The organism is Mesorhizobium amorphae CCNWGS0123 (assembly GCF_001686985.1).
GTDB classification, from domain to species: Bacteria; Pseudomonadota; Alphaproteobacteria; order Rhizobiales; family Rhizobiaceae; genus Mesorhizobium; species Mesorhizobium amorphae.
Map to the genome: position 1 here is coordinate 4246682 of NZ_CP015318.1, position 23410 is coordinate 4270091.

A 23410-nucleotide genomic window follows, 5' to 3' on the forward strand; every position below is an offset into this window, starting at 1 on the left:
AATATCAGCACGCCTAATCAAGCATCACGATGGCCGTCGGCGCATCCTCGTGGCTTTCGGCAAGCTCCTCGAATTCGGTGATCTTGTCGATTTCCGTGCCCATGGAAATGTTGGTGACGCGCTCGAGGATGAATTCGAGCACGACCGGAACCTGGTGCTCCTTCATCAGCCGCTGTGCCTGCTTGAAGGCGCCGGCGAACTCCTCCGGCTTCCTCACCCTGACCGCCTTGCAGCCCATGGCCTCGGCGACCGCGACATGGTCGACACCGTAGCCGGCTTCGGGGTCGTTGGCCCGGTTGACGTTCTCGAAGGCGAGGCTGACCTCGAAATCCATCGAAAAGCCACGCTGCGCCTGGCGGATCAGGCCGAGATAGGCATTGTTCACGACTACATGGATGTAGGGCAATTTGTGCTGCGCACCGACCGCCAGTTCCTCGATCATGAACTGGAAGTCGTAGTCGCCGGACAGCGCCACGATGGTGCGGTCGGGATCGGCGGCACGCACGCCGAGCGCCGCCGGCAGCGTCCAGCCGAGCGGTCCGGCCTGGCCGCAATTGATCCAGTTGCGCGGCTTGTAGACATGCAGGAACTGCGCCCCGGCGATCTGCGACAGGCCGATCGTGGTGACATAGGTGGTGTCGCGGCCAAACGCCTTGTTCATCTCCTCATAGACGCGCTGCGGCTTCAGCGGCACCTGCTCGAAATGCGTCTTGCGCTTCATCGTCTTCTTGCGCTGCTGGCATTCCTTCGCCCAGCCCGACCAGTCGCGCAGCTTTCCCGCCGTCCGCCACTCGGTGGCGACGTCGAGTAAGATCTTCAGCGCGGCACCCGCATCCGAGACCACGCCGAGATCCGGCGCGAAGACGCGGCCTATCTGCGTAGGCTCGATATCGACGTGAATGAACTTCTTGCCCTTGGTGTAGACGTCGACCGAGCCGGTGTGGCGGTTGGCCCAGCGGTTGCCGATGCCGAAGACGAAGTCGGCTTCGAGCATGGTCGCATTGCCGTAGCGGTGCGAGGTCTGCAGCCCGCACATGCCGGCCATCAGCCGGTGGTCGTCGGGGATCGCGCCCCAGCCCATCAGCGTCGGGATGACCGGCACGCCGGTGATCTCGGCGAATTCGATCAACAGATCGGAGGCATCGGCATTGATAATGCCGCCCCCGGCGACGATCAGCGGCTTTTCAGCGGCGTTGACCATAGCCAGCGCCTTCTCGGCCTGGGCGCGCGTCATCGCCGGCTTGAACGGGACAAGCGGCTCGTAGGCATCGATGTCGAACTCGATCTCGGCCAGTTGCACATCGACCGGCAGGTCGATCAGCACCGGACCCGGCCGCGACGAGCGCATCAAATGGAATGCCTTCTGCAGCGCCATCGGCACCAGATAGGGCTCCATGACCGTGACAGCCCATTTGGCGACAGGTGCCGCGATCGCGGCTATGTCAACGGCCTGGAAATCCTCCTTGTTGAGCCTGGCTCGCGGCGCCTGGCCGGTGATGCACAGGATCGGGATGGAATCGGCCGCCGCCGAATAAAGCCCGGTGATCATGTCGGTGCCGGCCGGGCCAGACGTGCCGATGCACAGGCCGATATTGCCGGCCTTGGTCCGCGTATAGCCTTCGGCCATGTGCGAGGCGGCCTCGACATGACGCGCCAGTATATGGCGGACGGAGCCCCTCGCCTTCAATGCCGAATAGAACGGGTTGATAGCCGCGCCCGGCACGCCGAAAGCCGTAGTGATGCCTTCCTTTTCGAGAACGAGAACCGCTGCGTCGACAGCGCGCATCCTGGCCATGTCCAGCCTCCGCAAATGTGTTGATGGCCAAGAATGGCAGCGTTCGCGCCATTTTTCAATTTTTTCAGAATATTTTTTCATTTCTAGAAAAAGGCGACTGCACACTGATTTCGTTGAGTTTTCCGTTTTCCAGAATTCGACCATGCAAACTGGTGAAAAACTTTTTCATTGCTTGTTTGATGAAATCGGCAAGAATGGCTCCATGGAAACGAGCGAAAAACGCCAGCGCGGCCGTCCCCGCGCCTTCAATGGCCGCGCCGAGGCCGCTTCGGTGCAGTCGCTGGACCGGGCGCTGCGCATCCTGGCCATCGTTGCCGAGGGCGCCGGCCTGTCGCTGAGCGAGATCGCCGCGCAGAGCGGCCTCCCAGCGTCGACCGCCTACCGCATGCTGACGACGCTGCAAAACCACGGCATGGTCGAGTTCGAGAGCACCGACCAGCTGTGGTCGATCGGCGTCGAAACCTACCGCATGGGCGCGGCGTTCCTGCGCCGCCGCAAGCTGGTCGACCGTGCCCGCATCGTCATGCAGGAATTGATGGAAAAGACCGGCGAGACCGCCAATCTCGGCGTCGCCGAGGACGATTGCGTCGTCTTCGTCAGCCAGGTTGAGACGCATCAGGCGATCCGCGCCTTCTTCCGACCGGGCACGCGCAGCTCCTTCCATGCCTCGGGAATCGGCAAGGCGGTGCTGGCGCATCTGGAGCCCGAACGCGTCGGCGCCATCCTGCGCAAGGCGGGGCTGGAGCGTTTTACCGAAAACACGCTGTCCGACATCTCGGCGCTGGCCCGCGACCTGGTGCGGATCAAGCTGCGCGGCTGGTCGGTCGATGACGAGGAGCGGCATCCCGGCATGCGCTGCGTCGCCGCCGCCATCTTCAACGAGTTCGGCGAGCCGATCGGCGGCGTTTCCGTGTCGGGGCCGACGGTGCGGGTGACGCAGGAGCGGCTGGCCGAGATCGGGCCGTTGGTGCGCGATGCGGCGACGGAAATCACCAGGATGATCGGCGGCCTTTCGAACTCGTCTACAAAAGGCAGCGCCGATGCATCGGGATCGCTCTTCGACATCACAGCGGCGCGCTCGCCTTGACACGCAGCCGGTGACGGCCAAATCTGCACCAACCTTCCAAAGCCGACAGTCCCCACCTGAAGACGATGAGCCTCCAGTCCGTCAAAGCCTTCTTCGCCGAACATGCCCCCGACATCGAGGTGATCGAAACGCCGACAAGCTCGGCGACCGTGACCCTCGCGGCCGAGGCGCTTGGCGTCGAGCCGGGGCAGATCGCCAAGACCATCTGCATGCGCGTCGGCGACCGGGTCCTGCTCGTCGTCGCCCGGGGCGACGCGCGCATCGACAACCGCAAGACGCGCGATGCCTTCGGCGGTAAGCCGCGCATGCTCGATGCCGAACAGGTGGCTGATATCACCGGCCACCCGGTCGGCGGAGTCTGCCCGTTCGGCCTCGCTTCGCCGCTGCCGGTCTATTGCGACGTATCGCTGCGCGCCTTCGAAGAGGTCGTGCCGGCGGCCGGCGCAACCAATACTGCGGTAAGAATAGGCGTCGAGCGCATGGCCGGGCTGGTCGGCGCCGAATGGTGCGATATCTGCCTGGATGCCCAGGGGGCGGTGGCGACTCGCTAACCGCCCGGCAGCGCGCTTTTGCCCGCAACCTCAAAGACATCGAGCAGGATCGCCAGCCCGACGCCGCTTGCGGTGAAGATGAGACCCGCAATGAAGATGCGGTTGGCGCGCTCGTAGATGCGCCTTTGCAGCGACTGGACATCGAGCAGCATCGACAGCGCCCGCATCTGCAGCGCGATGCCGATCAGGATCGGCACGACGGCGAGCAGATGGTAGGTTTGCCAGGGGATCGGGTTGGCGGCCCAATGGGTGATGAAACCCAGCGAAAACGCCAGCAGGATGCCGACGGTGGTGACCGTGCCGTTGCGAAAAACCGGCTCGATCAGGTCTTCCTTCGGATCCTGTTCGTCCAAGGGTCCCTCCTCTCCGTTGGCCGTAGGGGGAGAGATTAAACGTTCGGAAAATCGCTGTACACCGCCGGGCGCGTTAGCGCCGACATTGGCAGTCGACCAACCCAACAGGAGCCGAACCACCGAAGCAGCGGAAAAAGGGGCACGGAGGAGCCCCTTCTTCCATTTGCCTGAAGCGGTTCACCTCCTCTCAGAGCCGGCAGTAATGGCGATAGCCGTCATAGCCGACATAAGTGTCGGAGTACGGGTCGTAGCTGGCATAGCGGGCGAGGCAGCGGCGGACGTGCCGCGACTCGCCATAGTCCTCGACATAGACCGGGCGCGGCTGCTGGGAGAGCAGGCTGCCAAGGACAAACCCGCCGACGCCGGCGGCAATGCCGATGCCGATTTCGCGGTGGTGATGATGGCCGTGGGCGGCCGAGGGCTGGACGGTGCCGGCCAGCGTGGCGGCGGCGACGGTGGTGGCGATCAGGCCGGAAACGAGTGTGCGCTTGAACATGACGATCTCCTGGTTTCGTTGGAGAGGCAATCCATCCGCCTCTTGATCGTCAGTCGCAGCGAACCGGAAAAAGGTTCGACGGATTTTCGATTTTTTCGCCAAGGGAGCCCAAGCGTTCTTTAGGGCAATGTCTGGACCGCGCTGTCGACCTGTCGGCATCGCAGTTGTCAGCGATGCAGTGAGACCCCGAGCACGACAGGCTACGGTTCACTACCGACTATTCACTATTCACTCCCTACCCCATCCCAGTGACATGCCGCAGCCAGAAGGCCAGAGCGATGAAGCCGACGATGGTGGTGACGCCGGTCCAGTCGATATTGGCGTTCTTCACATCCTTGATGAGCCTGACCAGGAGAAGAAAGGCCACCACGACAAGCGGAAGAATGATGACGAATCTGATCATGCGACACCCTCGCTAAGGCGATTGCACCTCCATCATATGTAGGAAACGACTTGGCGGTTTTCAGCATGCCTGCCCTGCCGCCTCGCAGGGTCCATTAGCAACCATGAATGGAGTTTTGACTTTACTGGCGCACGAAATATGCTACCGGAGCGCCGTGCCCTTGTAGCTCAGCTGGTAGAGCAGCGGTTTTGTAAACCGAAGGTCGGCGGTTCGATTCCGTCCGGGGGCACCAGTTCGCAGCCAGAACGTCAATCTCCTGTTTTCGATGCGCCGGCATTCGCCTTAGCTCAGCTGGTAGAGTAGTAGTTTTGTAAACTATTGGTCGGGGTTCGAGTCCCTCAGGCGGCACCATCTCGCGTCGGTCGATCTGTCACCGCAACCCAGGAAAAAGGGCGGCGACCTGTCTGTTTTTGGCAATTTCAAAGTCAATTTCGAAAAAGCGGTCAGAGCATGCCCATCCATGAAAGGATGCCTATGACAACTCCAAAAGTGAGGAGAATTGCAGTGAGCGAAAAGATAAGTCCAATGAAGGTCGCAAAAGCAGCAGAAGCAACCTTCATCGCGGTGCCGTCGCCAGCCAAGCTCCTCTCTCGCCACTCCCGAATTGAAAAGGTAACCGGTCCGCCCAAGAAATCGAAATAGCCCCAGACGATTGCACGTGATCGATGTAGGATCATGCCGGGTAAAGCGGAACGATTGGTTGCCAGCCAGCGCAGTGCGTTCCATCCTCCGAACAGCGCGTATCCCGCCATCAGCGACAAGACGACCGCACCCCACGCCCAGCCGAGCCAACTGTTCACGGCGACACGAAGAGGGTCCTGCACTCCCGTGTACCACAGCCAAAATGTATATGCCGCCAGCGGCGTCAGGATGAAACCGGCAAGGGTGGCGAAGATAACCGAGGCGCGTTCCTCAGTGCTTTTTGCGGCCCCCCATTCGCGTATGATCCATGACAGGATTGCCCCGCATCCCGCCAAGACGAGCCAGATGGCGAAGATGGCGACAGCGACCAAGAACAAACCTTGTAGGCCGCTGACCATCGCGTCTTTGCCGAACAGAAGCACGCCGGCGATGATTGCGAGTAGTAGGTTGGTCAGGCCCCGATTGTCCATTACAGTTCCCCTCGCAAATAATCGCAACGCGTAGAAGTGGGTGACACCGTCAGCTTCGTTTTTCCATTGAAAGGGGATTTCTTGTTTGAAGGTTTCGCCCAAATGGGCGTTGCCGATGGCTACGGTCGAGTTCACTGGTGTAGCCGGAAGAACTTTAAGGCGGCAATCGCGGATGCGAAAAAGCACTTGCCCGATACTGCTTGATTCACGCTAAGCGTGACACGTGCTGAAGATATCCTAGCTAGCCCCTCATGCAGAAATGCAGCTATATGAATAGAGCTCGACGCGGAGGGGTGCTGTGGACATCTTCGAACTTTATGATTTGGCGACTTGGTACAAGACGTACCTTAAGCCCATGAGGGCTCTTTACACCGAATTGCATACTGCGACCAACAACAACGCTACTCAGCCGACCAAAATGCCGATTGAGGCTCACTTGTCGCCCCTTGTGCAATTCCTGAGTGAGATAGCGATGGGCCAATTATCCCTTCAGCAGTTAGCGCTGTTGCGCGATTTAGAAGTGCAGGGATTGGTGGGGCCTGAGGGAGCGCGGTGGATCGAAAGCATAGTGAGGGCCGAAGCCTACGATCCCGCGACGACCAATCAAAACGTTGCCGATGCAATCGAAGCAATCACCGCTGCAGGCCAAAAGCTCAGTGGATATACGGCCGCCGTCGACCAGCTTGGTCTTGATCGCGCAGAAGTATCCGATGAGGATGGGCGGATAACGGTTAGAATTGGCTTTCGGAATGACGCATCAATTCGAAATGTCAAGGATTGGAAGACGTCGGCAGACGACTGGTATCAGATCGTTCGCGGGCTTGCGATGATGAGCAAAGAGGCGCCCGAAGACGCCAAGGTGATCGGCGCCTCGACTGGTTCGGTAATTCTAGTCCTGTCTGTTACGTATGCTGTGAGCAGACTTCTCGCGACCATCGCGTAGCACATCACTAGCACCGCCAAGGAGGTACTATCGCTTCAAGCAGCGCTGGAAAACTTGCGGCAGCAGAGAATCCTGACGAAAACTATGGAAGCCGAATTTGATAGGCTTCAGAACGAAGCGAGAGCGGGAGCCGAAAAGCGCATCGAGGCGCAGATAGCGGCCATGGTGCCGGGCGCTGTCGATGGGGACAAAACCAATGCGTTGGGCAAAGCCATTCAGAAACTACTCCGGTTTGGCGAGAGCGGGGGAGAAATAGATTTCGTCGCCCCTCCCCCGCCAGAAGAAAAGCCGGAAGACGATGGGACCGACGATGATGCCGAAACGAAAGAGTTGGTTGCCGCAATCTTGGGGGCTCGCAACGCAATTCTGGCTTACCAAGAGGAGCGCGAGGCGGTGAAACTGCTGTCCGATAAAACCGGTGACGGCGGCCCTAGATCGTAGTTCTAGAGGAGTTTTACAGACGTGCTTTCAATCTTTGATTAGGATGGGAGGGTTAGATGCGTACCGCAATCGCAGTCGTGCTTTGCTTATTCTCTACCGCCGGGTTGGCGCAGAGTGACAGTGATTCAACCTGCAAGATCACGACAGTCTATCGAAACTCAGACGGAACGACTTCGACAAGCGTCAGCTGCGCGAGCGGAGTGCAGCAGTGCATGGACGGCATGAACGGCTATTGCGGATCTGGCCTCAACGGCCCAAACCCTGGCATTGTGAGGAAGACTTGCGATGTCGTGCCCAAATCGATGTGCAGGAGTCGCTGACCGCCTACCACCCAACACGATGCGCCGGCATTCCATGTCACGTTGTGGAGACGTCTACGAGAACAAGGTGACCGGCGAATTTGCCGTGATCCTGCGTGGCACCGAAGACCACGGCCAGGGGCCAGGCATCGTCCATTTGACCGCCCGGCCGGGAGCCGCGGTCGTGGGCGAGCACTTCCATCCGAACATGATTGAACGGTTTACCGTCGTCAGCGGCCGGCTCGATGCCTCCATTGCCGGGCAGACATTTTCTCTGGGACCCGGCCAGTCCGCAACGGTCGAAGCAGGCGTGGTGCACGATTGGTGGAACAGCAGCAAGACCGAGGAAGCACACGTCCTGATCGAAATCGAGCGGGCGCAGGGCGCGGACCACATCGACTCGAACCGCTTCGAGCTGCTGATCGGCATGCTCTTCGGCCTCGCCAATGCCGGTCGGGTGGATAAGAAAGGCAGACCCTTCCTGCTTCAGGCGGCAGTCATCGCCAGGGAATTTGCCGACGTGATCGTCTTCACGCAGCCTCCACCCGCGGTTCAGCGGGTGGCGCTCGCAATCCTGGCGCCACTCGCCAGTCTGCTCGGATATCGGGCGATCGACCCCGATTTCTGCAGACCCCACGCACGTGTCACCCCGGCGCCTGAAATCCTCGCTTTGGTGGCGGAGCGCTGACAGACATGTCGGAATTCACGACCCTGAATGGAGGGCCTTCCGATGCGCTCGGCAGCCCTGCGGCTTCGATCGATCCGACAAGTGCTGTTACCCTGATCCGTGTTGAGCGCGCCGCCCGTCTCCATCAAAGCCTGCTGCGAGACGATCTAAAAGGGTAACGAGCGTATGACAGAGATTGCGACAGTCGCGGCGGCAATGACGAGCAAGATCGCGGCAATCCGGCCATTTTCTTCGAAACGGTCGCTATTTGGGTAGACCCTTTTTGGCTTGGGTTGTGGTCGAAGCATTCCCATGGCGCGCCCTCCCGTATTCGAAGAGCATCTTGATCATATTTTACCCCTCCGAAACCGCCGCTCTCAGTCACAGTTCCTAAGCAAAAAGCCGTAGTGCGGCCCGGCAGGGACGTGCGAGCCTGATCGGCGCCATCGTTCTTCGATCGAGTCGGGAAGCTTGTTGCGCCATTATTTAGCGAAGACTAATATGCTGACGTCTTCGAGGTCGAGAGGGCCGCGCATATCGGGTCGACCTGCTTTGTCCCCAGCTTTAATCGTGACAGCTACGATGCCGATCCCCGGTTTGCCTTGGCGTCCCTGCAGGGCTCTGCGTAGAAGCATTCCAAACCGATCAGGATGTTCGCCAGTATTGGCAGGGCTATGCCCTTGGGGGCGCGGCCGTTTTGCTGATCATTGAGCTTCTGGCAATTCACCTGCTGCTCTGAATTAGGCACACTGCATTGCAGGCGTTCGCTGAACCACTGACCCTCGGATGGTCGCTGCAGCGAGTGCTCGACATAGACGCCGATCACCATCCGATATTTTGTATTTTGTTAAATTTTGTGATTTGCGCGATACCGCCAACGGGGCTTTTGGTGGGTGCAGGCCATTCTGGCTTCAGGCATTTGGGCGCAAACGGCGGGGGGTGTGAAAGGTGGCCGAGCATGGCCCTTGGAAGCACCATCGTCTTGAGCGGCGACTATGGCTACAGCAACTACAAACCATCCAGGCTGGCCGCCGACACCACTATCGACGCCACTAACGCCTCGTGGATCGTCGCCAATCAGGGAAGTCCCACCAACCTCTATCCCGTCTCGATCAGCGGCCCCGGCGACAACCTCCTGGTGTCGGGCGGCACGATCAACGGCACGGTTTCCCAAACCGGCGACTGGGAGAGCATTTACATCAACTCCGCCGCACTCCGTGTAAATTCAGCCTACAGCTTTGTCATCGACGACTGGACGATCACCAAGCCCTGGGACGGCATCCGTGTCGGCGGCACTGGCACCTTCCTCATCGACGATTGCTATGTCGGCTACTCCCGAGACGACGCGGTCGAGGACGACGACGTCATCGGCGGCACCATCCGGGATTCCCTGTTCGACAACGTGTATTCCGGAGTGAGCCTTGGCGACGGTGACGTGGATGGGTCTGACAACACGGTCACCATGGATGGCATGCTTCTGGGCATGGGAGAGTACCTTCGCAAAGGCGAGATGACCCACGGCTCGCCGTTCAAACTCGACAAGGGCACAGGCGCTGACGATGTCGTGCCCAGCCTGCGCTTTATCGATTGTGTGGTGGCGATCACCGACATCGACCACAACGGCATGGAGCGGCTGCAGCGGGCCTGGGACAAGACGGTCGAGTCGCACGGCAATTACTACCTCAACCTCTCTGACACGCCGCTGCCGTCCGATTACCCGATGCCGCCCGCCGGCTGGACGGTCTTGCAAGGCCAGGCGGCCCGCGATTACTGGGCCAACGCCAAGGCAGCCTGGCATGCAGCCCATGACGGGACCGACCCGTCAATTCCGTCACTGCCGACACCGACACTTCCGACACCGACACCGACACCGACGACACCGACGAGCGACCCGGCCAAGGGGACCACCGGGAACGACACTTTTGCCGGCACTGGCGCGGCCGACCGCTATGATGCCCTGGCTGGCAATGACACACTGTCGGGCGGGGGTGGCAACGATTTGCTGACCGGTGGCGCCGGCAACGACACCTTCGTGTTCAACACGGCCTATGGCTCCGGCAATGTCGACACACTCACCGACTTCCACGCGGCTGATGACGCGCTTTATCTCGACAATGCCATCTTCACCAAGCTCGGCGCCGGTTCCCTATCCAGCCCGACGCAGGTGAACTCGTCGTATTTCGAGTTGCGCGAACACGCCACCAGCAGCAACGATTACCTGCTCTACAACCAGACCACGGGCATTCTGTACTATGACCCCGATGGCTCGAAATCGGCCGACCAGGTGCAAATCGCCCAGCTAGCGGCCGGGGCGGCCCTGACCTATCACGACGTGTTCATCATATGATCGCTCATGCGATCGCACATGGCACGACGAAGCGCGAGCGCGTCGCACGACGACGCGCTCGTGCGGTGGCCCGAATTCCCGATCCGCCCGAACAGGGTCGCTCTGGCGGTCTGTAACGGATGTGGAATTCGTTCACTATGGCCGATCCGGTGCCATGTCTCTTCGGCAAGATGGCGCGAAACCTCATGGCGGTCTTCAACAATTCCTGTGTCAACCGGTTCGCTGAAGACTTCATGGATTTCTCCTGTCTGCGCCTGACTCCTCACACACGACAATCGCCGCCACCAGTATCCGGTTCTGCCGCCGGATCGCCGCGCGCAGCTCCGGTATCTTCGCCTCGTCGCGCTTCACGAACTCGATGAACATCATGTTCATGTTGTTGAAGACCAGTTCGCCAAGCGCCGGCCCGTCGATATCCTGGCGCACCAGGCCGATCTCTTGCAGCCGGGCCACCAGTGCCCGGATCTGCTCGGTCAGCGCGCGGTCGAGCCCGGTATAGGCCTGGCCGAACGGGCTGTCGGGCAGCTGCGTCGAGATCGCCATCGCCTGCCGCCACATCTCCTTGCTGAGATAGTGCAGCGAGTGCTCGACATAGATGCCGAGCAGCGTATCCAGCGCATCGCCGACATTGGCCGGCGGGTTGGCCACCACGCCGCGCCCGGCATTGAGCACCTCGTTGACCTCCATCGAGACGATGGCGCCGAGGATGTCGCCCTTGTTCTGGTAATAATTGTAGATCGTGCCGATCGAGACTTCGGCCTGCGCGGCGATCGCCTCGATCTTGGCGCCTTCATAGCCGGCCTCGCGGAAAAGTGCCGCCGCCGCCTCGATGATGCGGCGGTGCCGATCCGCCTTTTGCCTTGCCCGCAATCCGCTCATGAAAGCCTCTTGCCATAAAAACAGAATTGACTCAATTTTAGAATTGGTTCAATTTTTTGCAAGAAGCCACAAAGGCAAGGGAGAACACTAAATGTCCGCACAGACCACGAAACCGCTTTCCGCCCTGAAGCGCCATTTGCGCGCCGCTTGTGCCGCCACGGCATTGCTGCTCACGACGGGTGCCCAGGCCGCCGATCTCAACGCGCTGATTTGGTGCGACCATGCCGATCCGGCCCTGCTGCAGCCTTTCGAGGAGGCCAATGGCGTCAAGGTCAACGTCAAGGAATTCGAAGGCACCGGCGCGGGCCTTGCGATCGTCGAGCAGTCGCAGCCCGGCGACTGGGACGTGATGGTGATCGATAGCATCGACGTGCCGCGCGGCGTCGAAAAGGGCCTGTTCGAGCCGTTGCCGGAAGACAAATTGCCCGTCGCCGACCTGTTCCCGCAGGTGAAGATGGACGCCTCGACTGTCGTCGGCGGCAAGCGCTACGGCATCACGGAAAAATTCGGCTACAACACCATCGGCTTCAACAAGACCAAGGTCGATCCGGCCGACATGCATTCGCTGGCTGCGCTCACCAGCGACAAGTACAAGGGCAAGATCGCCATCTATGATTACTATCTGCCGGTCATCGGCATGGCCGCTTTGGCCATCGGCAAGAAGACCGCCGAGCTCACCGAGGCCGACTTGCCCGCCATCAAGGCCGAGCTTCTCAAGATGAAGGCCAATGCCAAGCTGGTCGGCGAAGTGACCGCCAGCCAGACCGCGTTGGCCACCGGCGAGGTCGACATATTGGTCGGCGGCGGCGAATGGGTAACGGCGGGCCTCGCCAAGGAGAACCCGGCGCTCGACTTCTCGATCCCCAAGGAAGGCGCGGTGCTGTGGTCGCAGTCGCTCGCCATGTTCAAGGATTCCAAGAACAAGGACATGGCGCTGAAATTCATCCAGTACATCATAAGCCCGGAAGGCCAGGCGCGGCTTGCCACCTCTGCCTGCTACTGGGGCATGCCGGCGAACACCAAGGCAGCACTTTCCGACGACCAGAAGAAGGTCCTGCGCTTTGACGAGCAGCCGGACTTCCTCGCCCGCGCCCAGGCCTATCCGGCGCCGAATGCCGATCTCGACAAGAAGATGCAGGACGTCTGGACCGAAATGCTGCAGGCGCAGTGAGCGGCTGCCGGTTATGAGCACTGTCAACAACAGCGGGCGTGCCCTCCCTTGGGCGCTGGTCACGCCGGCGCTCGGCTGGACATTGCTGTTCTTCGTGCTGCCCTTCATCGCCATGGGGTTTTCCAGCCTCACGGCGCATGAAGGCGGCGGCTTCACTTTTGCCAACTACAGCCAGTTCTTCACCGATCCGTCCTACTGGCGCGCGATGGTGAACTCGCTGCAGGTGACGGCGATCGTCACCGTCGTCTCGGTGCTGCTCGCCTACCCCTTTGCCTGGATCCTCGCCGAACAGGTGCCCGAGCGCTGGCAGCGGCTGGCGCTGATGGTGGCCGTGCTGCCGTTCTGGACCTCCTATGTCGTGCGCTCCTATTCCTGGCTTCTGGTGCTGGCGCAGAACGGCGTCATCAACCGCACGCTCACCGGCCTCGGCCTCACCGCCGAGCCGCTGCAGCTCGCCAACACCCGTTTCGCCACCGTCACCGGCTTCGTGCATTTCTTCGTCATGCTGCTGACGCTGACCATCTTCGCCAATCTGAAGCAGTTGAGCCCAAGCTACCGCAAGGCCGCCGCCGATCTCGGCGCCGGGCCGGTGCGCACCTTCCTGCATGTCGTCCTGCCGTTGACCCTGCCCGGCATCATGGTCGGCGCCTTCCTCACCTTCGTGCTCTGCATCGGCGACTACATCACGCCGCAGATTCTCGGCGGCAACAACGAGCTTTTGATGCCGCAGCTGGTGATGATGCAGATCGGCCGGCGCGGCGATTTCCCGCTGGCGTCGGCGCTGTCGATCATCCTGATGGCGGTGGTCACCGTCGCCTATCTCGCCTGCGCCCGCTGGCTCAAGATCGAGCGGGCCTGACATGCGCCAGATTGTCCGCATCGCGTCCTGGATTTACGCTGTCACCGTCTACGGCTTCATCTTTCTGCCGGTCATCGTGCTGGTGCTGTTTTCGCTGCAGGCGACCTCGTTTCCGATCCCGCCTTTCACCGGCCCGTCGCTGCGCTGGTACGACGCGGTGCTCTCCGACACCCGGCTGACCTCGGCGCTGGTCAATTCGCTGATCGTCGCCATCCTCTCCTCAGCTGCCGCGGTCACGCTCGGCTTCCTCTCCGCCTGGGGTTTTGCGCGGTTCACCCTGCCTTCCTCGGCGCTGCTGCGCGGACTGATCACGCTGCCGCTCACTGTCAGCTATCTCATAATCGGCATGGGGCTTCTTGTGCTGTTCAACTGGGCTGGCTTGCCGAAATCGCTGCTCGCCGCCGGCATCGGCCATGTCGTGATCAACCTGCCGCTCTGCTTTGCCATCATCTACAGCCAGATGGGCGACCATCAGATCAACATCGAACGCGCCGCGCGCGATCTCGGCGCGCCGGAATGGAAGGTGCTGCTGCTGATCACCGTGCCGGTGATGGCACCGGCGATCTTCGCGAGTTTCTTCCTGTCGATGACCTTCTCCTGGGACGAATTTGTCATCTCCTTCCTGCTGACCCGCTTCGACACCACGCTGCCGGTGGAAATCTGGAACCTCTTGCGCTCCGGTCTCAATCCCAAGACCAACGCTGTTGGTTCGCTGGTCTTCGCCGTCTCCATCGTCCTGGTGGTGCTTTTTGAATTGACATTGCTGCGGAGGAAGCCGGCATGAGCGCATCCCTGGTCGACATAAGCTCCGTCTCGCATCGCTTCGGCCAGCACCCGGTGCTGAAGGACGTTTCACTGAAAATCGAGCCCGGCAGCTACACCATCCTGCTCGGACCCTCCGGCTCCGGCAAGACGACATTGCTCTCCATCCTCGGCGGCTTCGTCACGCCGAGCGAAGGCAAGGTGTTCATCCGCGGCGAGGATTGCACCGCCGTGCCGCCGGCAAAACGGCCGACGACGACCGTGTTCCAGGACTATGCGCTGTTTCCGCATATGAGCGTCGGCGCCAATGTCGGCTTCGGCCTGCGTATGCAGGGTGTCGATGCCGCGACACGGGCGGCCAGGGCGCGCGAGGCGCTGGCGCTGGTCGGACTGGCGACGGCCTTCGACAAGAAGCCGCATCAATTGTCCGGCGGCCAGCGGCAGCGCGTGGCGCTGGCCCGTGCGCTGGTCATCGAACCGGCCGTGCTGCTCCTCGACGAACCGCTCGGCGCGCTCGACCTGAAACTGCGCCGGCAGATGCAGGACGAATTGAAGGCGATCCAGAAGCGCGTCGGCACCGCCTTCATCCATGTCACCCACGACCAGGAAGAAGCGATGGCGCTGGCCGACCATTGCGTGGTCATGAATGACGGGCGCATCGAGGACGAGGGTCCGCCCGAGCGCGTCTATGCGCGGCCGGCGACGCGCTTTTCCGCCACCTTCATGGGCGAAAGCACGATCCTCTCGGGAACCGTGACCGAGGCGAAGAACGAGACGGTTACGGTCGCGACGCCGCCCGGCGCGATTTCCCTACCGGGCACCTCGCCGGTCGGCGCGAAAATCGCCCTCGCCATCCGGCCGGAGCATTTGGTCCTCGGCGCGACTGGAGGCACGATTGCGCTCGGCACGGCGACGGTCAGCGACGTCGTCTTCCAGGGCAGCTTCAAGCGCGTTTTGGCCGCCTCAACGCAGGATCCTGCGCTCCAGTTCATCGTCAAGGCTCCCGCCGCGGCGACAGTCCAGCCGGGCGACACGATCGCCGTTTCATGCAACGCTGGCGACATCATCCTGCTGACGGACTGAGCATGGGCACACTTCCGGTCATCAAGGCTCCGGACTGGTACGAAACCATCCGCATGGGCGACGGCGTGACGCTGATCCACGAGCCGTGGATAAAGCCGTTCTTCCGCTGCAACATCTGGCATGTGCGCGGCCGCGACCGCGATCTCTTGTTCGATACGGGCCTCGGCCATTTCAGCCTGCGCGCCCACGTGCCGCTGGTGACGGAGCGAAAGCTCACTTGCGTCGCCAGCCACACGCATTTCGACCATATCGGCTGCCACCACGAATTCCCGGAGCGCTGCGTGCACCGGGCCGAAGCAAAGATCCTCGCCGATCCGCGCAACGAATGGACGGTGGCCGACCGCTACGCCACCGACGAGATGTTCGATTGCCAGCCGCAAGGCTGGGACACGGCCCGCTACAAGATCCTGCCGGCACCGGCCGGCCGCCTGCTGGAGAACGGCGATATCGTCGATCTCGGCGACCGTGCCTTCGAGGTCATCCACACACCTGGCCATTCACCCGGCGGCATCGCGCTCTACGAAAACAGGACGGGTATCCTGTTATCCGGCGACATCATCTATGATGGCCCGCTGATCGACGATGTCTACCACTCGGTCGTTGATGACTATGTCGCAACGCTGCTCAACATGCGCGACCTCGATGTCTCGGTCGTGCATGGCGGCCACTTCCCGAGCTTCGGCAAGGTGCGCTATCGCCAGCTCATCGACGAGTATCTGGCGCAGAAGCGCCAGGCCGGCTGCCATCTCAGAACCACCGGCGGGACCTAGCGCATCAATTCGAAATGTCGCGGAAACGCTTGGTGCAGCAGGAGCAGCATGGTCTTGCGCAGCACGTTGGTGTCACGGCTGGACGGATTGAGATGATCCCAATACCAGGCGCCATGAACCAGATAGTTCAGGCTCTCGGACAGGGTGTCTATGTCGACGCCGGCATAGCCGCCGCTGCGCGAAATCTCGATCAGCAGCTCGCGCGCCTCGGCGGTGTAGGCGAGATCGCTGGGCAGGCCGATCTCGTTGTAGATCTGCATGCTCTTGCGGTCGCTGGAGAAGACGACAAAGACAGAGACCCATTTCGGATGCTGCCGAGCAAAGCGCTGCGCGCACTCGACCGCACCCATCAGCCGCTCGACCGGCGACAGGCCGGGCGCCCGCACCAGCGTCGCCCAAAGTTCGTCGTACCGGTCGCTGAGATACTGCAGGACGGCGCGAAACAGGTTCTCCTTGCTGCGAAAATGGAACACCACCAGCGCATTGGAGGAGCCGACATGCTCGGCGATGCGTTGCATGGTGACGCTCGCCAGGCCTTCCTCGGCGATGAGGTCGATGGTGGCATCGATGATGCGCTGGACGCTCGCCTCGCCGCGTTCGCGCCGACGGTCCTTCGGGGCGGCATCGTTCGCCGACCCCCTGCCCTCAGCCATCGCAACCTTGGGCTTCTCCGCTATCACGCTTGCCTTGCGTTCTGTCATCTCATCCGGCCTTTTCAACCTTGCGGCCCGCGTCAAATATCAAAGCGACGGGCGTGTCCCGGCACTCCCATACCATTGTCCCCGCCCCGTTTCATAGGCGAGAGCCGCCCGGAACACATCGGCGTCGCAATAGGTGCGGCCGACGATCTGGATGCCCGTCGGCACGCCGTTCGCCGCCCGGCCCGTGGGCATGGAGAGAACCGGACACCGGCTCATCATGTTGAACGGGGTCGTCATCACCCAGCCAAGCGACGGGTTCACCTGCTTGCCGTTGATCTCGACGCTGTCCCTGGTGTGGTCGAACTCCGCCGGCACCGCGGGAAGAGCGTTCGTCGGGCAGATCAGCACGTCGTACTTTTCCAGCAACGGACCCAGTGTCTGGTACATCCTGGCCGCGACCTCCAGGGTTCCGACATAGTCCGTCGCCTTCGATCTTTGACCGTCCTCGGCGAACTGCCGCGCATAGCTGGTCATGTCTTCGCCGTGCTCTTTAAGCAGCTGCGCCAGCGAGGCGCCGAAGAGATGCTCGAGATAGGCGATGCCCGCCTTGAGCACCTCGTCGCCCCAACCCAGGTCGACCTCCTCGACCGTGGCGCCGAGCGACCGGAACACATCGCAAGCGGCAAGCGTGTTCCTGCGCACATCGGCATCCACCTCAAAGGAGCCTAGGTCCATCGAGAAACCGATCTTCCAGCCCTTGACCGGTTTGTAATCGAGCGGCAATCGCAGCTTCGGGCGCAGCGTGGCGATATCAAGCGGGCTCGGCCCCGCCATGACGTTCTGCAGCAGGATGGCGTCCCTGACGTTCCGCGCCAGCGGCCCGGTGTGGCAGTAGAAATCGAGATTGAACGGCGGCTCGTCCGGATTGCGCCCATAGGGCGGCTTGAAGCCGACGAGACCGCAGGCCGACGCCGGAATGCGGATCGATCCGGCAATGTCCGAACCGGTGGCGATCGCGGATGTGCCCGAGGCCAGCGTCGCCGCTGCCCCGCCGGACGAACCGCCCGGCGTGAAATCCGGATTCCACGGATTGCGCGTGACGCCCCATCGTCTCGACCAGGTCACGCCGGCGCAGCTGAACTCGGGTGTCGCGGTACGGGCATGCACGATGCCGCCTGCCTTGATGACGCGCTCGTTCATCGTCGACGTATGCTCGCCGACAGCGTCTTTCGTCAGCAGCGAGCCATGTGACGTCGGCTTGCCCTTGATATAGCTCTCGTCCTTGATGCCGATGGGCAGCCCCTCTAGCGCGCCGGCCCTGGCTCCCCTGGCGTATTTCGCCTCGGCTTTTCTGGCCAGTTCCATGGCCTCTTCGAAATGCTCGAAGGTGAAACAGTTGATCGTCGCCTTCGTCGCCTCGGCGCGATCGATGGTCGCCTGCATCAGTTCGACGGGCGAAAGCGTCTTCGCCTTGAACTGCCGCAATGCCTCGCTGGCGGGCATGTAGCAAAGGTCGAGATCGGTCATGAAAGTCTCCTGCGATCCTCGGATCGCCTTTGGGCTTGATGGTCGAGAAATGGCCGCGCCGCATGTCGCGGCGCGGGAAAACCCGGGTCAGGCTATTTCTGCAGGTCGGTCCAGATTTTCGTGTAGAGCGCCTGCACGTCCGGCGAACAGGTCGGCATGAATTTGCCCTTGGCCGCAAATTCGGCCGGAACATCCACTTCCGGCGCGCCCTTCATGTCAGCCGGCATGAAGGCTTCCGACCCCTTGATGCCGTTAGCGTAACGGGCGAAGGCCGAAATTAGCGCGGCGTTCTCGGGGTCCATGATGAAGTTCTGGAACAGTTTTGCGTTCTCGACATTCTTGGCGTCCTTGAGAACCGCGACATTGTCCATCCAGATCGGATAGCCTTCCTTGGGATAGCCATAGACGATCTTGTCGTTCTGCAGCCGCTGGCGCAGCGAAATGCCGTTCCAGTTCACGCCGGCCGCGATGTCGCCCTTGCCCAGCCCATCGACGGCGCCATAGTCGAAGGACAGCCATTTCGCCTTGGCCTCGACCAGTCTGTCGCGCACCTTCTTCAGCACCTGCTTGTCGTCGGTGCAGTATTCGCCGCCTTCATAGGCGATCGCGAGGTACATGATGTCGCCCATTTCCGGCACGACATTGATCTTGCCGACCAGCTCGGCCGGTGGATCGAGGAAGATGGCGGACGTGTTGATGTCGCCGGAATAGACCGACTTGTTAACCGACACGCCGGTCGTGCCCCACTGCCACGGAACGGTGTATTTGCGGCCTGGATCGAAGGGCACATCGACCCATTTCGGGTCCATGTTCTTGAAATTCTCCATCGTGTTGGGATCGGTCTCCAGCAGCAGGCCCTCGCTGATCCAGATCGGAACGACGCTGGCCGACGGCACGACGATGTCGAACCCGGCGCCGCCCTGGCGGATCTTGGCGAGTGCTGTGTCGTTGGAATCGAAGTCGGTGACGGTGACCGTGACCTTGTAGGTCGCCTCGAATTTCTTGATCAGGTCGGGGCTGGTGTAGTTGCCCCAATTGTAGATGTTGAGCTCGCCGTTGGCGCGGGCCGCGCTGGTGACAGTCAGCAGCGACAGCCCGACGGCCGTCGCGGTCAGTTTCCAGTTCATGCTTCTTGCTCCCATTGTTGGGACCGTCGGCGATACGGCCTCAGGTCCGTTTCCTGCTGATGAAGAAGAAAGCCGTGACGATGCCGATCGACAGCGCCAGGAAGACCGTCGAGATCGCGTTGATCTCGGGTGTAACGCCGCGGCGGATCTGGCCGAGCATGAAAGTCGGCAACGTGTCCTGGCCGCCCGATTTGACGAATTCTGTGATGACCACGTCGTCCAGCGAGACGACGAAGGCAAGCATCAGCCCGGCTAGAATGCCCGGCCAGAGCAGCGGCAAGGTCACGTGCCGGAAGATCTTCCATTTGGTCGCATAGAGATCGGCGGCTGCCGTCTCGAGCGACAAATCCATGCTTTCGAGCCGCGCCCGGATCGGCAGATAGGCGAACGGCACGCAGAAGGCGGTGTGGGCCAGGATCAGGTAGCCGAGGCCCGAATAGCCGGTCCAGATCTTGATGCGTGAGAACACGATCAGCAGCGCCACCGCGGTGACGATCTCCGGCACCATCAGCGGCTGGTTGATGAAGGCGTATTTGAACGTCAGTCCCCGGTATGGCTTGGTCCGGGTCGTCGCCAATGCTGCCATCGTTGCCGAGATCGTCGCCAGGATTGCAGCGACAGCGGCGATCTGGAACGAGCGGATCGAGGATTCGATGACCAGCGAATTGTTCCAGGCGGCATGGAACCAGCGCAGCGAAAAGCCCTTCCAGATCGCGAGCGACTCGTTGTCGTTGAAGGCATAGACCACCAGCGTGGCGATCGGCAGATAGAGCAGGAAGAAACACATCATCGCCATCGAGGCGAAGCCTGTCTGCCGCCGGACGTCGAAGCGGTCAGCCATGACTGCCATCCGATCTGGTTGTGTTGCGGACGTAGAACAGCAGCGCGACCATCACGATCGTCATCAGCGCGATCGACAGCGCCGCGCCGAGCGGCCAGTTCCGCCCCTGGCCGAATTGCAGCTCGATCAGATTGCCGATCATCAGATTGGTGCCGCCGCCCAAGACGCGCGGCGTCACATAGGCGCCGAGCGAGGGAATGAAGACGAGGATCGAGCCGGCGACGATGCCCGGCGTGACCAGCGGGATGATGATGCGCCGCAGCACCTGCAGCCGCGTCGCATAGAGATCGTAGCCCGCCTCGACCAGCCGGAAGTCGATCTTCTCCATGCTGGCATAGAGCGGCAGCACCATCAGCGGCAGGAACACATAGACCATGCCGGCGAGCACCGCGAAGTTGGTGTACATGAGCTGGACGGGGTGGTCGGTGATGCCAAGCGCTTGCAGCACCCAATTGACGATGCCGTCATTGCGCAGCACCTCCTGCATGGCGAAGGTGCGGATCAGAAGGTTCGTCCAGAACGGGATGGTGATCAGGAACAGCCAGATATCGCGGCGGTGTTCGGGCCGCGTCGCGATGAAATAGGCAGTCGGAAAGCCGAAGATCAGGGTCAGGATGGTGGTCATCGCCGACAGCGACACCGAGCGCCAGAAGATCGACAGATGCGCGCCGGCAAGCGACAACGTGTCGTCGAAGACGTCACGTTCGAGCAGCACGCTCACCCAGGCGTTGGTCGAGAACTGCCACTTCACGTCGCCGTAATTGCCGGGCGTCAGGAAGGAGTAGACCACCACGATCAGCAGCGGCCCAAGCGCCGCGAGGAAGACGATCAGCAGCGCCGGAGTGGAGAGCAGCCAGCGCGATTGGATATCGTCGCGCTCGGCCTTGTCGGCGATCTCTTTCGCGCTCGCCATCGGCCCTAGTCCTTTAGCAGCTGCGCGGCGTCGTCGCCGATCTGGATGCCGACCTTGTCGCCCCGCTCGAAGCCGCAATTGGCGCAGCGCGAATTCTGCTGACGCACGATGAAAGCCTCGCCGCCGTCCAGCCGGACATGGATGTGCGTGTCGGTGCCGAAATAGACGATGGTCTCGATCGTGCCGGCCAGATCGCCGGTGCCCTTGACCAGCCTGGCATGCTCGGGCCGCACCATAAGCGTCGCCATACTGCCCAGCTGAAAGTCTTTGGCAGCGGTTGCGCAGATCCTCGCGCCCGAACTCAAGACGATCCGCGCATGGCCGTTGCCTGCACTCTCGATTGTGCCGGTCAAAAAATTCGTCTCGCCGATGAAGTCGGCGACGAAACGCTCGGCCGGGCGGTCGTAGACATCCCATGGCGTGCCGACCTGCAGGATGTTGCCCGACGACATCACCGCGATGCGGTCGGACATTGTCAGCGCTTCTTCCTGGTCATGGGTGACGAAGATGAAGGTGATGCCGGTCTCGTGCTGCAGCCGCTTCAATTCGATCTGCATTTCCTTGCGCAGCTTGTAGTCGAGCGCCGAGAGCGGCTCGTCGAGCAACAGCACTTTGGGCTGCGGTGCCAAGGCCCTCGCGAGCGCCACGCGCTGCTGCTGACCGCCGGAGATCTGGCTGGTGCGGCGGTTCCTCTGCTCCTGCATGTGGACGAGCTTGAGCATCGCATCGACACGTGCAGCGATCTCGGCCTTCGGCTTGCCCAGCATTTTGAGGCCGAAGCCGATGTTCTCGGCCACCGTCATGTGCGGGAACAGTGCATAGGACTGGAATACGGTGTTGACCGGCCGCTTGAACGGCGGCAGCGGCGCGATGTCCTGGCCATGCAGCAGGATCTCGCCATCGGTCGGATAGTCGAAGCCGGCGATCAGCCTGAGCAGCGTGGTCTTTCCGCAGCCGGACGGGCCAAGCAAGGTGAAGAACTCATTCTCGCGGATCGAGACCGAGACGTTGTCGAGCGCTTTGACCGCGTCCTGGCCGGCTCCCTGAAAAATCCTGCTGACGCCCTTCGCCTCAACGGCGGGCCGGATGGCTGTCAAGATGTTCCCCTTTTCTGGTGGCCATTCACCGGCGAACGCCGGCTGACCAACTCACTTCTCACCATCAGGGATAACTATGACTAAACATACAGTCAATATCTTTTTGAACGTGCGGCAGTCCGGCGACCGTTGACGATGCGGATCAGTAGGGCGAGCGACCATTGGCGCGCCTTGTAAGCACGCTTCCCAACCGAAAGGCGCTTGTGAGGCGAGGCTTTGGTGCTAGACGCTATGTCTGGATCTCGGCCGGTCAAAGCCTGTCGCGGCCGCATCGGAAATGAGAACAGGCGATGGCACGAAAAATTCTGAAGGGAACCCTCGACGCGATCAATGCCAGCAGCTTCGTCGGCAAGGCGAAATCCATCCGCGATAAACTGTCGTACCGAATTTATCAGGCCAAGGGCGCGAGCCGTGGGCGGGAATTCTCGCGCCATTTGCAAAAATCCGGATTGTCCAGGGTTTGCTTTACCATCGCCTTCAACACGCCTTGGGTCATCGATGCCTTGACCAGGGCATGGCAGATCCACTCGCCGGGATTGTCGCTCGTGGTCGTCGACAATTCGTCCAGCGATGCGGCGAGAAAATCGATTGAACGCATCTGCTCGGCAAGAGGCGTACCTTACTTCGGCTTGCCCAATCGTCGTGAGCGCCATTGGTCGCGCTCGCACGGGACGGCCCTGACCTGGGTGTTTGACAACATCGTCAGGCACCTTCGGCCGGAATTCTTTGGATACATCGATCACGATTGCTTCCCGGTCGCACCCTTCAACATTCCCGAGCGGATGGAAGGAAAGGTCGTCTATGGTCTCAAGCTGCCTGCCAACGAGAACTTTCGCTACAAGCCAACTGTAGACGATCCCAAATGGCATCTTTGGGGAGGCTTTTGCTTCTTCCGCTTCGCGGCCGTCGAGGGACTGGATCTGGATTTCGGGCCGCGTATGGAGCTTGGGCTGGACACCGGCGGCGGCAACTGGCTGCCGCTCTATTCGCGCCTGGCGGAAGCAGACATTTCAGCCGCGGTCGAAGAACCCGCTGCTGTCGTGCTGGCTGGCGAACGCAGTGAGCATCATCAGATGTTTGACGCCGCTTTCTTTCATGTCGGAGGCTCCTCCTACGCCGACCAAAAAACCCGTCATCACCGCACCGCGCAGCATCGCGAACTGTTGCGCGACTATGTTTGGGAAACCTACCTCGGCGGCGCCCAGAACCGGATTGCCAGCGATTCCTGATCCGGTATCGACTGCCG

At 61.3% G+C, this 23410-nt stretch carries 25 protein-coding genes and 1 tRNA gene; 13 read left to right on the top strand and 13 right to left on the bottom strand.

The window, feature by feature from the left end:
• Positions 1-13: 13 nt before the first annotated feature.
• Positions 14-1795 (bottom strand): glyoxylate carboligase, encoded by a 1782-nt coding sequence (gene gcl, locus A6B35_RS20015; protein WP_006205131.1) that lies wholly within the window; start codon positions 1793-1795, stop codon positions 14-16.
• Positions 1796-1997: 202 nt separating this feature from the next.
• On the opposite strand from gcl, the gene bhcR reads away from it, so the two are divergent.
• Together bhcR and A6B35_RS20025 are read left to right on the top strand one after the other, a co-directional pair.
• A complete protein-coding gene (gene bhcR / locus A6B35_RS20020) occupies positions 1998-2882 on the top strand; it encodes an HTH-type transcriptional regulator BhcR (protein ID WP_040583674.1) in 885 nt (294 codons plus the stop codon).
• A 65-nt stretch (positions 2883-2947) separates the two neighbouring features.
• Complete coding sequence (locus A6B35_RS20025; protein ID WP_006205133.1) at positions 2948-3433, top strand: YbaK/EbsC family protein; 486 nt, start codon at positions 2948-2950, stop codon at positions 3431-3433.
• Here A6B35_RS20025 and A6B35_RS20030 read toward each other — a convergent pair.
• The 3 genes from A6B35_RS20030 to A6B35_RS34605 all read right to left on the bottom strand — a co-directional run bounded on the left by A6B35_RS20030 (position 3430) and on the right by A6B35_RS34605 (position 4685).
• Positions 3430-3786, bottom strand: coding sequence for a hypothetical protein (locus A6B35_RS20030; protein WP_006205134.1), 357 nt, complete (start codon positions 3784-3786; stop codon positions 3430-3432). The two genes, A6B35_RS20025 and A6B35_RS20030, sit on opposite strands and share 4 nt — an antisense overlap.
• Before the next feature lie 187 nt (positions 3787-3973).
• Entirely contained in the window at positions 3974-4282 is a 309-nt protein-coding gene (locus A6B35_RS20035; protein WP_006205135.1) for a BA14K family protein, read from the bottom strand.
• Positions 4283-4517: 235 nt separating this feature from the next.
• Positions 4518-4685, bottom strand: coding sequence for a hypothetical protein (locus tag A6B35_RS34605; protein ID WP_006205136.1), 168 nt, complete (start codon positions 4683-4685; stop codon positions 4518-4520).
• A gap of 156 nt (positions 4686-4841) precedes the next feature.
• Here A6B35_RS34605 and A6B35_RS20040 point away from each other — a divergent pair.
• A tRNA-Thr gene (locus A6B35_RS20040) sits at positions 4842-4917 on the top strand.
• A gap of 211 nt (positions 4918-5128) precedes the next feature.
• On the opposite strand, the gene A6B35_RS20050 is transcribed toward A6B35_RS20040, so the two are convergent.
• Positions 5129-5932 carry a hypothetical protein gene (locus tag A6B35_RS20050; protein WP_065518241.1) on the bottom strand — a complete coding sequence of 268 codons (804 nt, stop codon included), beginning with the start codon at positions 5930-5932 and terminating at the stop codon, positions 5129-5131.
• Positions 5933-6095: 163 nt separating this feature from the next.
• Between A6B35_RS20050 and A6B35_RS20055 the strand changes: the two genes are divergently transcribed.
• The 3 genes from A6B35_RS20055 to A6B35_RS20065 all read left to right on the top strand — a co-directional run bounded on the left by A6B35_RS20055 (position 6096) and on the right by A6B35_RS20065 (position 8168).
• Positions 6096-6740, top strand: a complete 645-nt coding sequence (locus A6B35_RS20055) for a hypothetical protein (RefSeq protein ID WP_006205138.1) — start codon at positions 6096-6098, stop codon at positions 6738-6740.
• 84 nt (positions 6741-6824) lie between these two features.
• Complete coding sequence (locus A6B35_RS20060) at positions 6825-7181, top strand: hypothetical protein (protein ID WP_065518242.1); 357 nt, start codon at positions 6825-6827, stop codon at positions 7179-7181.
• 387 nt (positions 7182-7568) lie between these two features.
• Positions 7569-8168 (top strand): cupin domain-containing protein, encoded by a 600-nt coding sequence (locus A6B35_RS20065; protein WP_006205140.1) that lies wholly within the window; start codon positions 7569-7571, stop codon positions 8166-8168.
• A 556-nt stretch (positions 8169-8724) separates the two neighbouring features.
• Here the strand turns inward: A6B35_RS20065 and A6B35_RS20070 are convergent.
• Positions 8725-8976: a hypothetical protein gene (locus A6B35_RS20070; RefSeq protein WP_006205141.1), complete on the bottom strand. Its 252-nt coding sequence runs from the start codon at positions 8974-8976 to the stop codon at positions 8725-8727.
• A 129-nt stretch (positions 8977-9105) separates the two neighbouring features.
• Here A6B35_RS20070 and A6B35_RS20075 point away from each other — a divergent pair, with 129 nt between their 5' ends.
• Positions 9106-10494: a calcium-binding protein gene (locus A6B35_RS20075; RefSeq protein ID WP_006205142.1), complete on the top strand. Its 1389-nt coding sequence runs from the start codon at positions 9106-9108 to the stop codon at positions 10492-10494.
• A 231-nt stretch (positions 10495-10725) separates the two neighbouring features.
• Here A6B35_RS20075 and A6B35_RS20080 read toward each other — a convergent pair whose 3' ends face one another.
• Positions 10726-11373, bottom strand: coding sequence for a TetR/AcrR family transcriptional regulator (locus tag A6B35_RS20080; RefSeq protein WP_006205143.1), 648 nt, complete (start codon positions 11371-11373; stop codon positions 10726-10728).
• 91 nt (positions 11374-11464) lie between these two features.
• Between A6B35_RS20080 and A6B35_RS20085 the strand changes: the two genes are divergently transcribed.
• Genes A6B35_RS20085 through A6B35_RS20105 form a run of 5 tightly spaced genes read left to right on the top strand, consistent with a single transcriptional unit; the run spans position 11465 to position 16018 of the window.
• A complete protein-coding gene (locus A6B35_RS20085; protein ID WP_006205144.1) occupies positions 11465-12544 on the top strand; it encodes a polyamine ABC transporter substrate-binding protein in 1080 nt (359 codons plus the stop codon).
• A gap of 13 nt (positions 12545-12557) precedes the next feature.
• Positions 12558-13403 carry an ABC transporter permease gene (locus A6B35_RS20090; RefSeq protein WP_006205145.1) on the top strand — a complete coding sequence of 282 codons (846 nt, stop codon included), beginning with the start codon at positions 12558-12560 and terminating at the stop codon, positions 13401-13403.
• 1 nt (position 13404) lies between these two features.
• Positions 13405-14187: an ABC transporter permease gene (locus tag A6B35_RS20095; RefSeq protein WP_065518243.1), complete on the top strand. Its 783-nt coding sequence runs from the start codon at positions 13405-13407 to the stop codon at positions 14185-14187.
• Entirely contained in the window at positions 14184-15248 is a 1065-nt protein-coding gene (locus tag A6B35_RS20100; protein WP_006200792.1) for an ABC transporter ATP-binding protein, read from the top strand. Before A6B35_RS20095 ends, A6B35_RS20100 begins: the two co-directional genes overlap by 4 nt.
• Positions 15249-15250: 2 nt before the next feature.
• Positions 15251-16018, top strand: a complete 768-nt coding sequence (locus tag A6B35_RS20105; protein ID WP_006200793.1) for an MBL fold metallo-hydrolase — start codon at positions 15251-15253, stop codon at positions 16016-16018.
• Here A6B35_RS20105 and A6B35_RS20110 read toward each other — a convergent pair.
• The 6 genes from A6B35_RS20110 to A6B35_RS20135 form a co-directional block, all read right to left on the bottom strand.
• Complete coding sequence (locus A6B35_RS20110; RefSeq protein ID WP_006200794.1) at positions 16015-16719, bottom strand: TetR/AcrR family transcriptional regulator; 705 nt, start codon at positions 16717-16719, stop codon at positions 16015-16017. The genes A6B35_RS20105 and A6B35_RS20110 overlap by 4 nt on opposite strands.
• Before the next feature lie 39 nt (positions 16720-16758).
• Positions 16759-18186 (bottom strand): amidase, encoded by a 1428-nt coding sequence (locus A6B35_RS20115; RefSeq protein WP_006200795.1) that lies wholly within the window; start codon positions 18184-18186, stop codon positions 16759-16761.
• A gap of 92 nt (positions 18187-18278) precedes the next feature.
• Positions 18279-19313, bottom strand: a complete 1035-nt coding sequence (locus tag A6B35_RS20120; RefSeq protein WP_006200796.1) for an ABC transporter substrate-binding protein — start codon at positions 19311-19313, stop codon at positions 18279-18281.
• Between the two features lie 40 nt (positions 19314-19353).
• The gene (locus A6B35_RS20125; RefSeq protein ID WP_006200797.1) at positions 19354-20154 is read right to left on the bottom strand and encodes an ABC transporter permease; all 801 of its coding nucleotides are present in this window, start codon (positions 20152-20154) and stop codon (positions 19354-19356) included.
• Positions 20147-21067, bottom strand: a complete 921-nt coding sequence (locus A6B35_RS20130; protein ID WP_006200798.1) for an ABC transporter permease — start codon at positions 21065-21067, stop codon at positions 20147-20149. The genes A6B35_RS20125 and A6B35_RS20130 overlap by 8 nt, the downstream gene beginning before the upstream one ends.
• Before the next feature lie 5 nt (positions 21068-21072).
• The gene (locus A6B35_RS20135) at positions 21073-22164 is read right to left on the bottom strand and encodes an ABC transporter ATP-binding protein (RefSeq protein ID WP_006200799.1); all 1092 of its coding nucleotides are present in this window, start codon (positions 22162-22164) and stop codon (positions 21073-21075) included.
• A gap of 290 nt (positions 22165-22454) precedes the next feature.
• Between A6B35_RS20135 and A6B35_RS20140 the strand changes: the two genes are divergently transcribed.
• Positions 22455-23393 (top strand): hypothetical protein, encoded by a 939-nt coding sequence (locus A6B35_RS20140; RefSeq protein WP_006200800.1) that lies wholly within the window; start codon positions 22455-22457, stop codon positions 23391-23393.
• Positions 23394-23410 lie beyond the last annotated feature (17 nt).

Coding starts and splice junctions, on each gene's coding strand:
- A6B35_RS20105 (WP_006200793.1), top strand. CDS start 15,251: ATGGGCACACTTCCGGTCATCAAGGCTCCGGACTGGTACGAAACCATC.
- A6B35_RS20130 (WP_006200798.1), bottom strand. CDS start 21,067: ATGGCGAGCGCGAAAGAGATCGCCGACAAGGCCGAGCGCGACGATATC.
- A6B35_RS20035 (WP_006205135.1), bottom strand. CDS start 4,282: ATGTTCAAGCGCACACTCGTTTCCGGCCTGATCGCCACCACCGTCGCC.
- A6B35_RS20115 (WP_006200795.1), bottom strand. CDS start 18,186: ATGACCGATCTCGACCTTTGCTACATGCCCGCCAGCGAGGCATTGCGG.
- bhcR (WP_040583674.1), top strand. CDS start 1,998: ATGGAAACGAGCGAAAAACGCCAGCGCGGCCGTCCCCGCGCCTTCAAT.
- A6B35_RS20110 (WP_006200794.1), bottom strand. CDS start 16,719: ATGACAGAACGCAAGGCAAGCGTGATAGCGGAGAAGCCCAAGGTTGCG.
- A6B35_RS20060 (WP_065518242.1), top strand. CDS start 6,825: ATGGAAGCCGAATTTGATAGGCTTCAGAACGAAGCGAGAGCGGGAGCC.
- A6B35_RS34605 (WP_006205136.1), bottom strand. CDS start 4,685: ATGATCAGATTCGTCATCATTCTTCCGCTTGTCGTGGTGGCCTTTCTT.
- A6B35_RS20080 (WP_006205143.1), bottom strand. CDS start 11,373: ATGAGCGGATTGCGGGCAAGGCAAAAGGCGGATCGGCACCGCCGCATC.
- A6B35_RS20120 (WP_006200796.1), bottom strand. CDS start 19,313: ATGAACTGGAAACTGACCGCGACGGCCGTCGGGCTGTCGCTGCTGACT.
- A6B35_RS20140 (WP_006200800.1), top strand. CDS start 22,455: ATGGCACGAAAAATTCTGAAGGGAACCCTCGACGCGATCAATGCCAGC.
- A6B35_RS20090 (WP_006205145.1), top strand. CDS start 12,558: ATGAGCACTGTCAACAACAGCGGGCGTGCCCTCCCTTGGGCGCTGGTC.
- A6B35_RS20025 (WP_006205133.1), top strand. CDS start 2,948: ATGAGCCTCCAGTCCGTCAAAGCCTTCTTCGCCGAACATGCCCCCGAC.
- A6B35_RS20075 (WP_006205142.1), top strand. CDS start 9,106: ATGGCCCTTGGAAGCACCATCGTCTTGAGCGGCGACTATGGCTACAGC.
- A6B35_RS20070 (WP_006205141.1), bottom strand. CDS start 8,976: ATGGTGATCGGCGTCTATGTCGAGCACTCGCTGCAGCGACCATCCGAG.
- A6B35_RS20100 (WP_006200792.1), top strand. CDS start 14,184: ATGAGCGCATCCCTGGTCGACATAAGCTCCGTCTCGCATCGCTTCGGC.
- A6B35_RS20095 (WP_065518243.1), top strand. CDS start 13,405: ATGCGCCAGATTGTCCGCATCGCGTCCTGGATTTACGCTGTCACCGTC.
- gcl (WP_006205131.1), bottom strand. CDS start 1,795: ATGGCCAGGATGCGCGCTGTCGACGCAGCGGTTCTCGTTCTCGAAAAG.
- A6B35_RS20125 (WP_006200797.1), bottom strand. CDS start 20,154: ATGGCTGACCGCTTCGACGTCCGGCGGCAGACAGGCTTCGCCTCGATG.
- A6B35_RS20085 (WP_006205144.1), top strand. CDS start 11,465: ATGTCCGCACAGACCACGAAACCGCTTTCCGCCCTGAAGCGCCATTTG.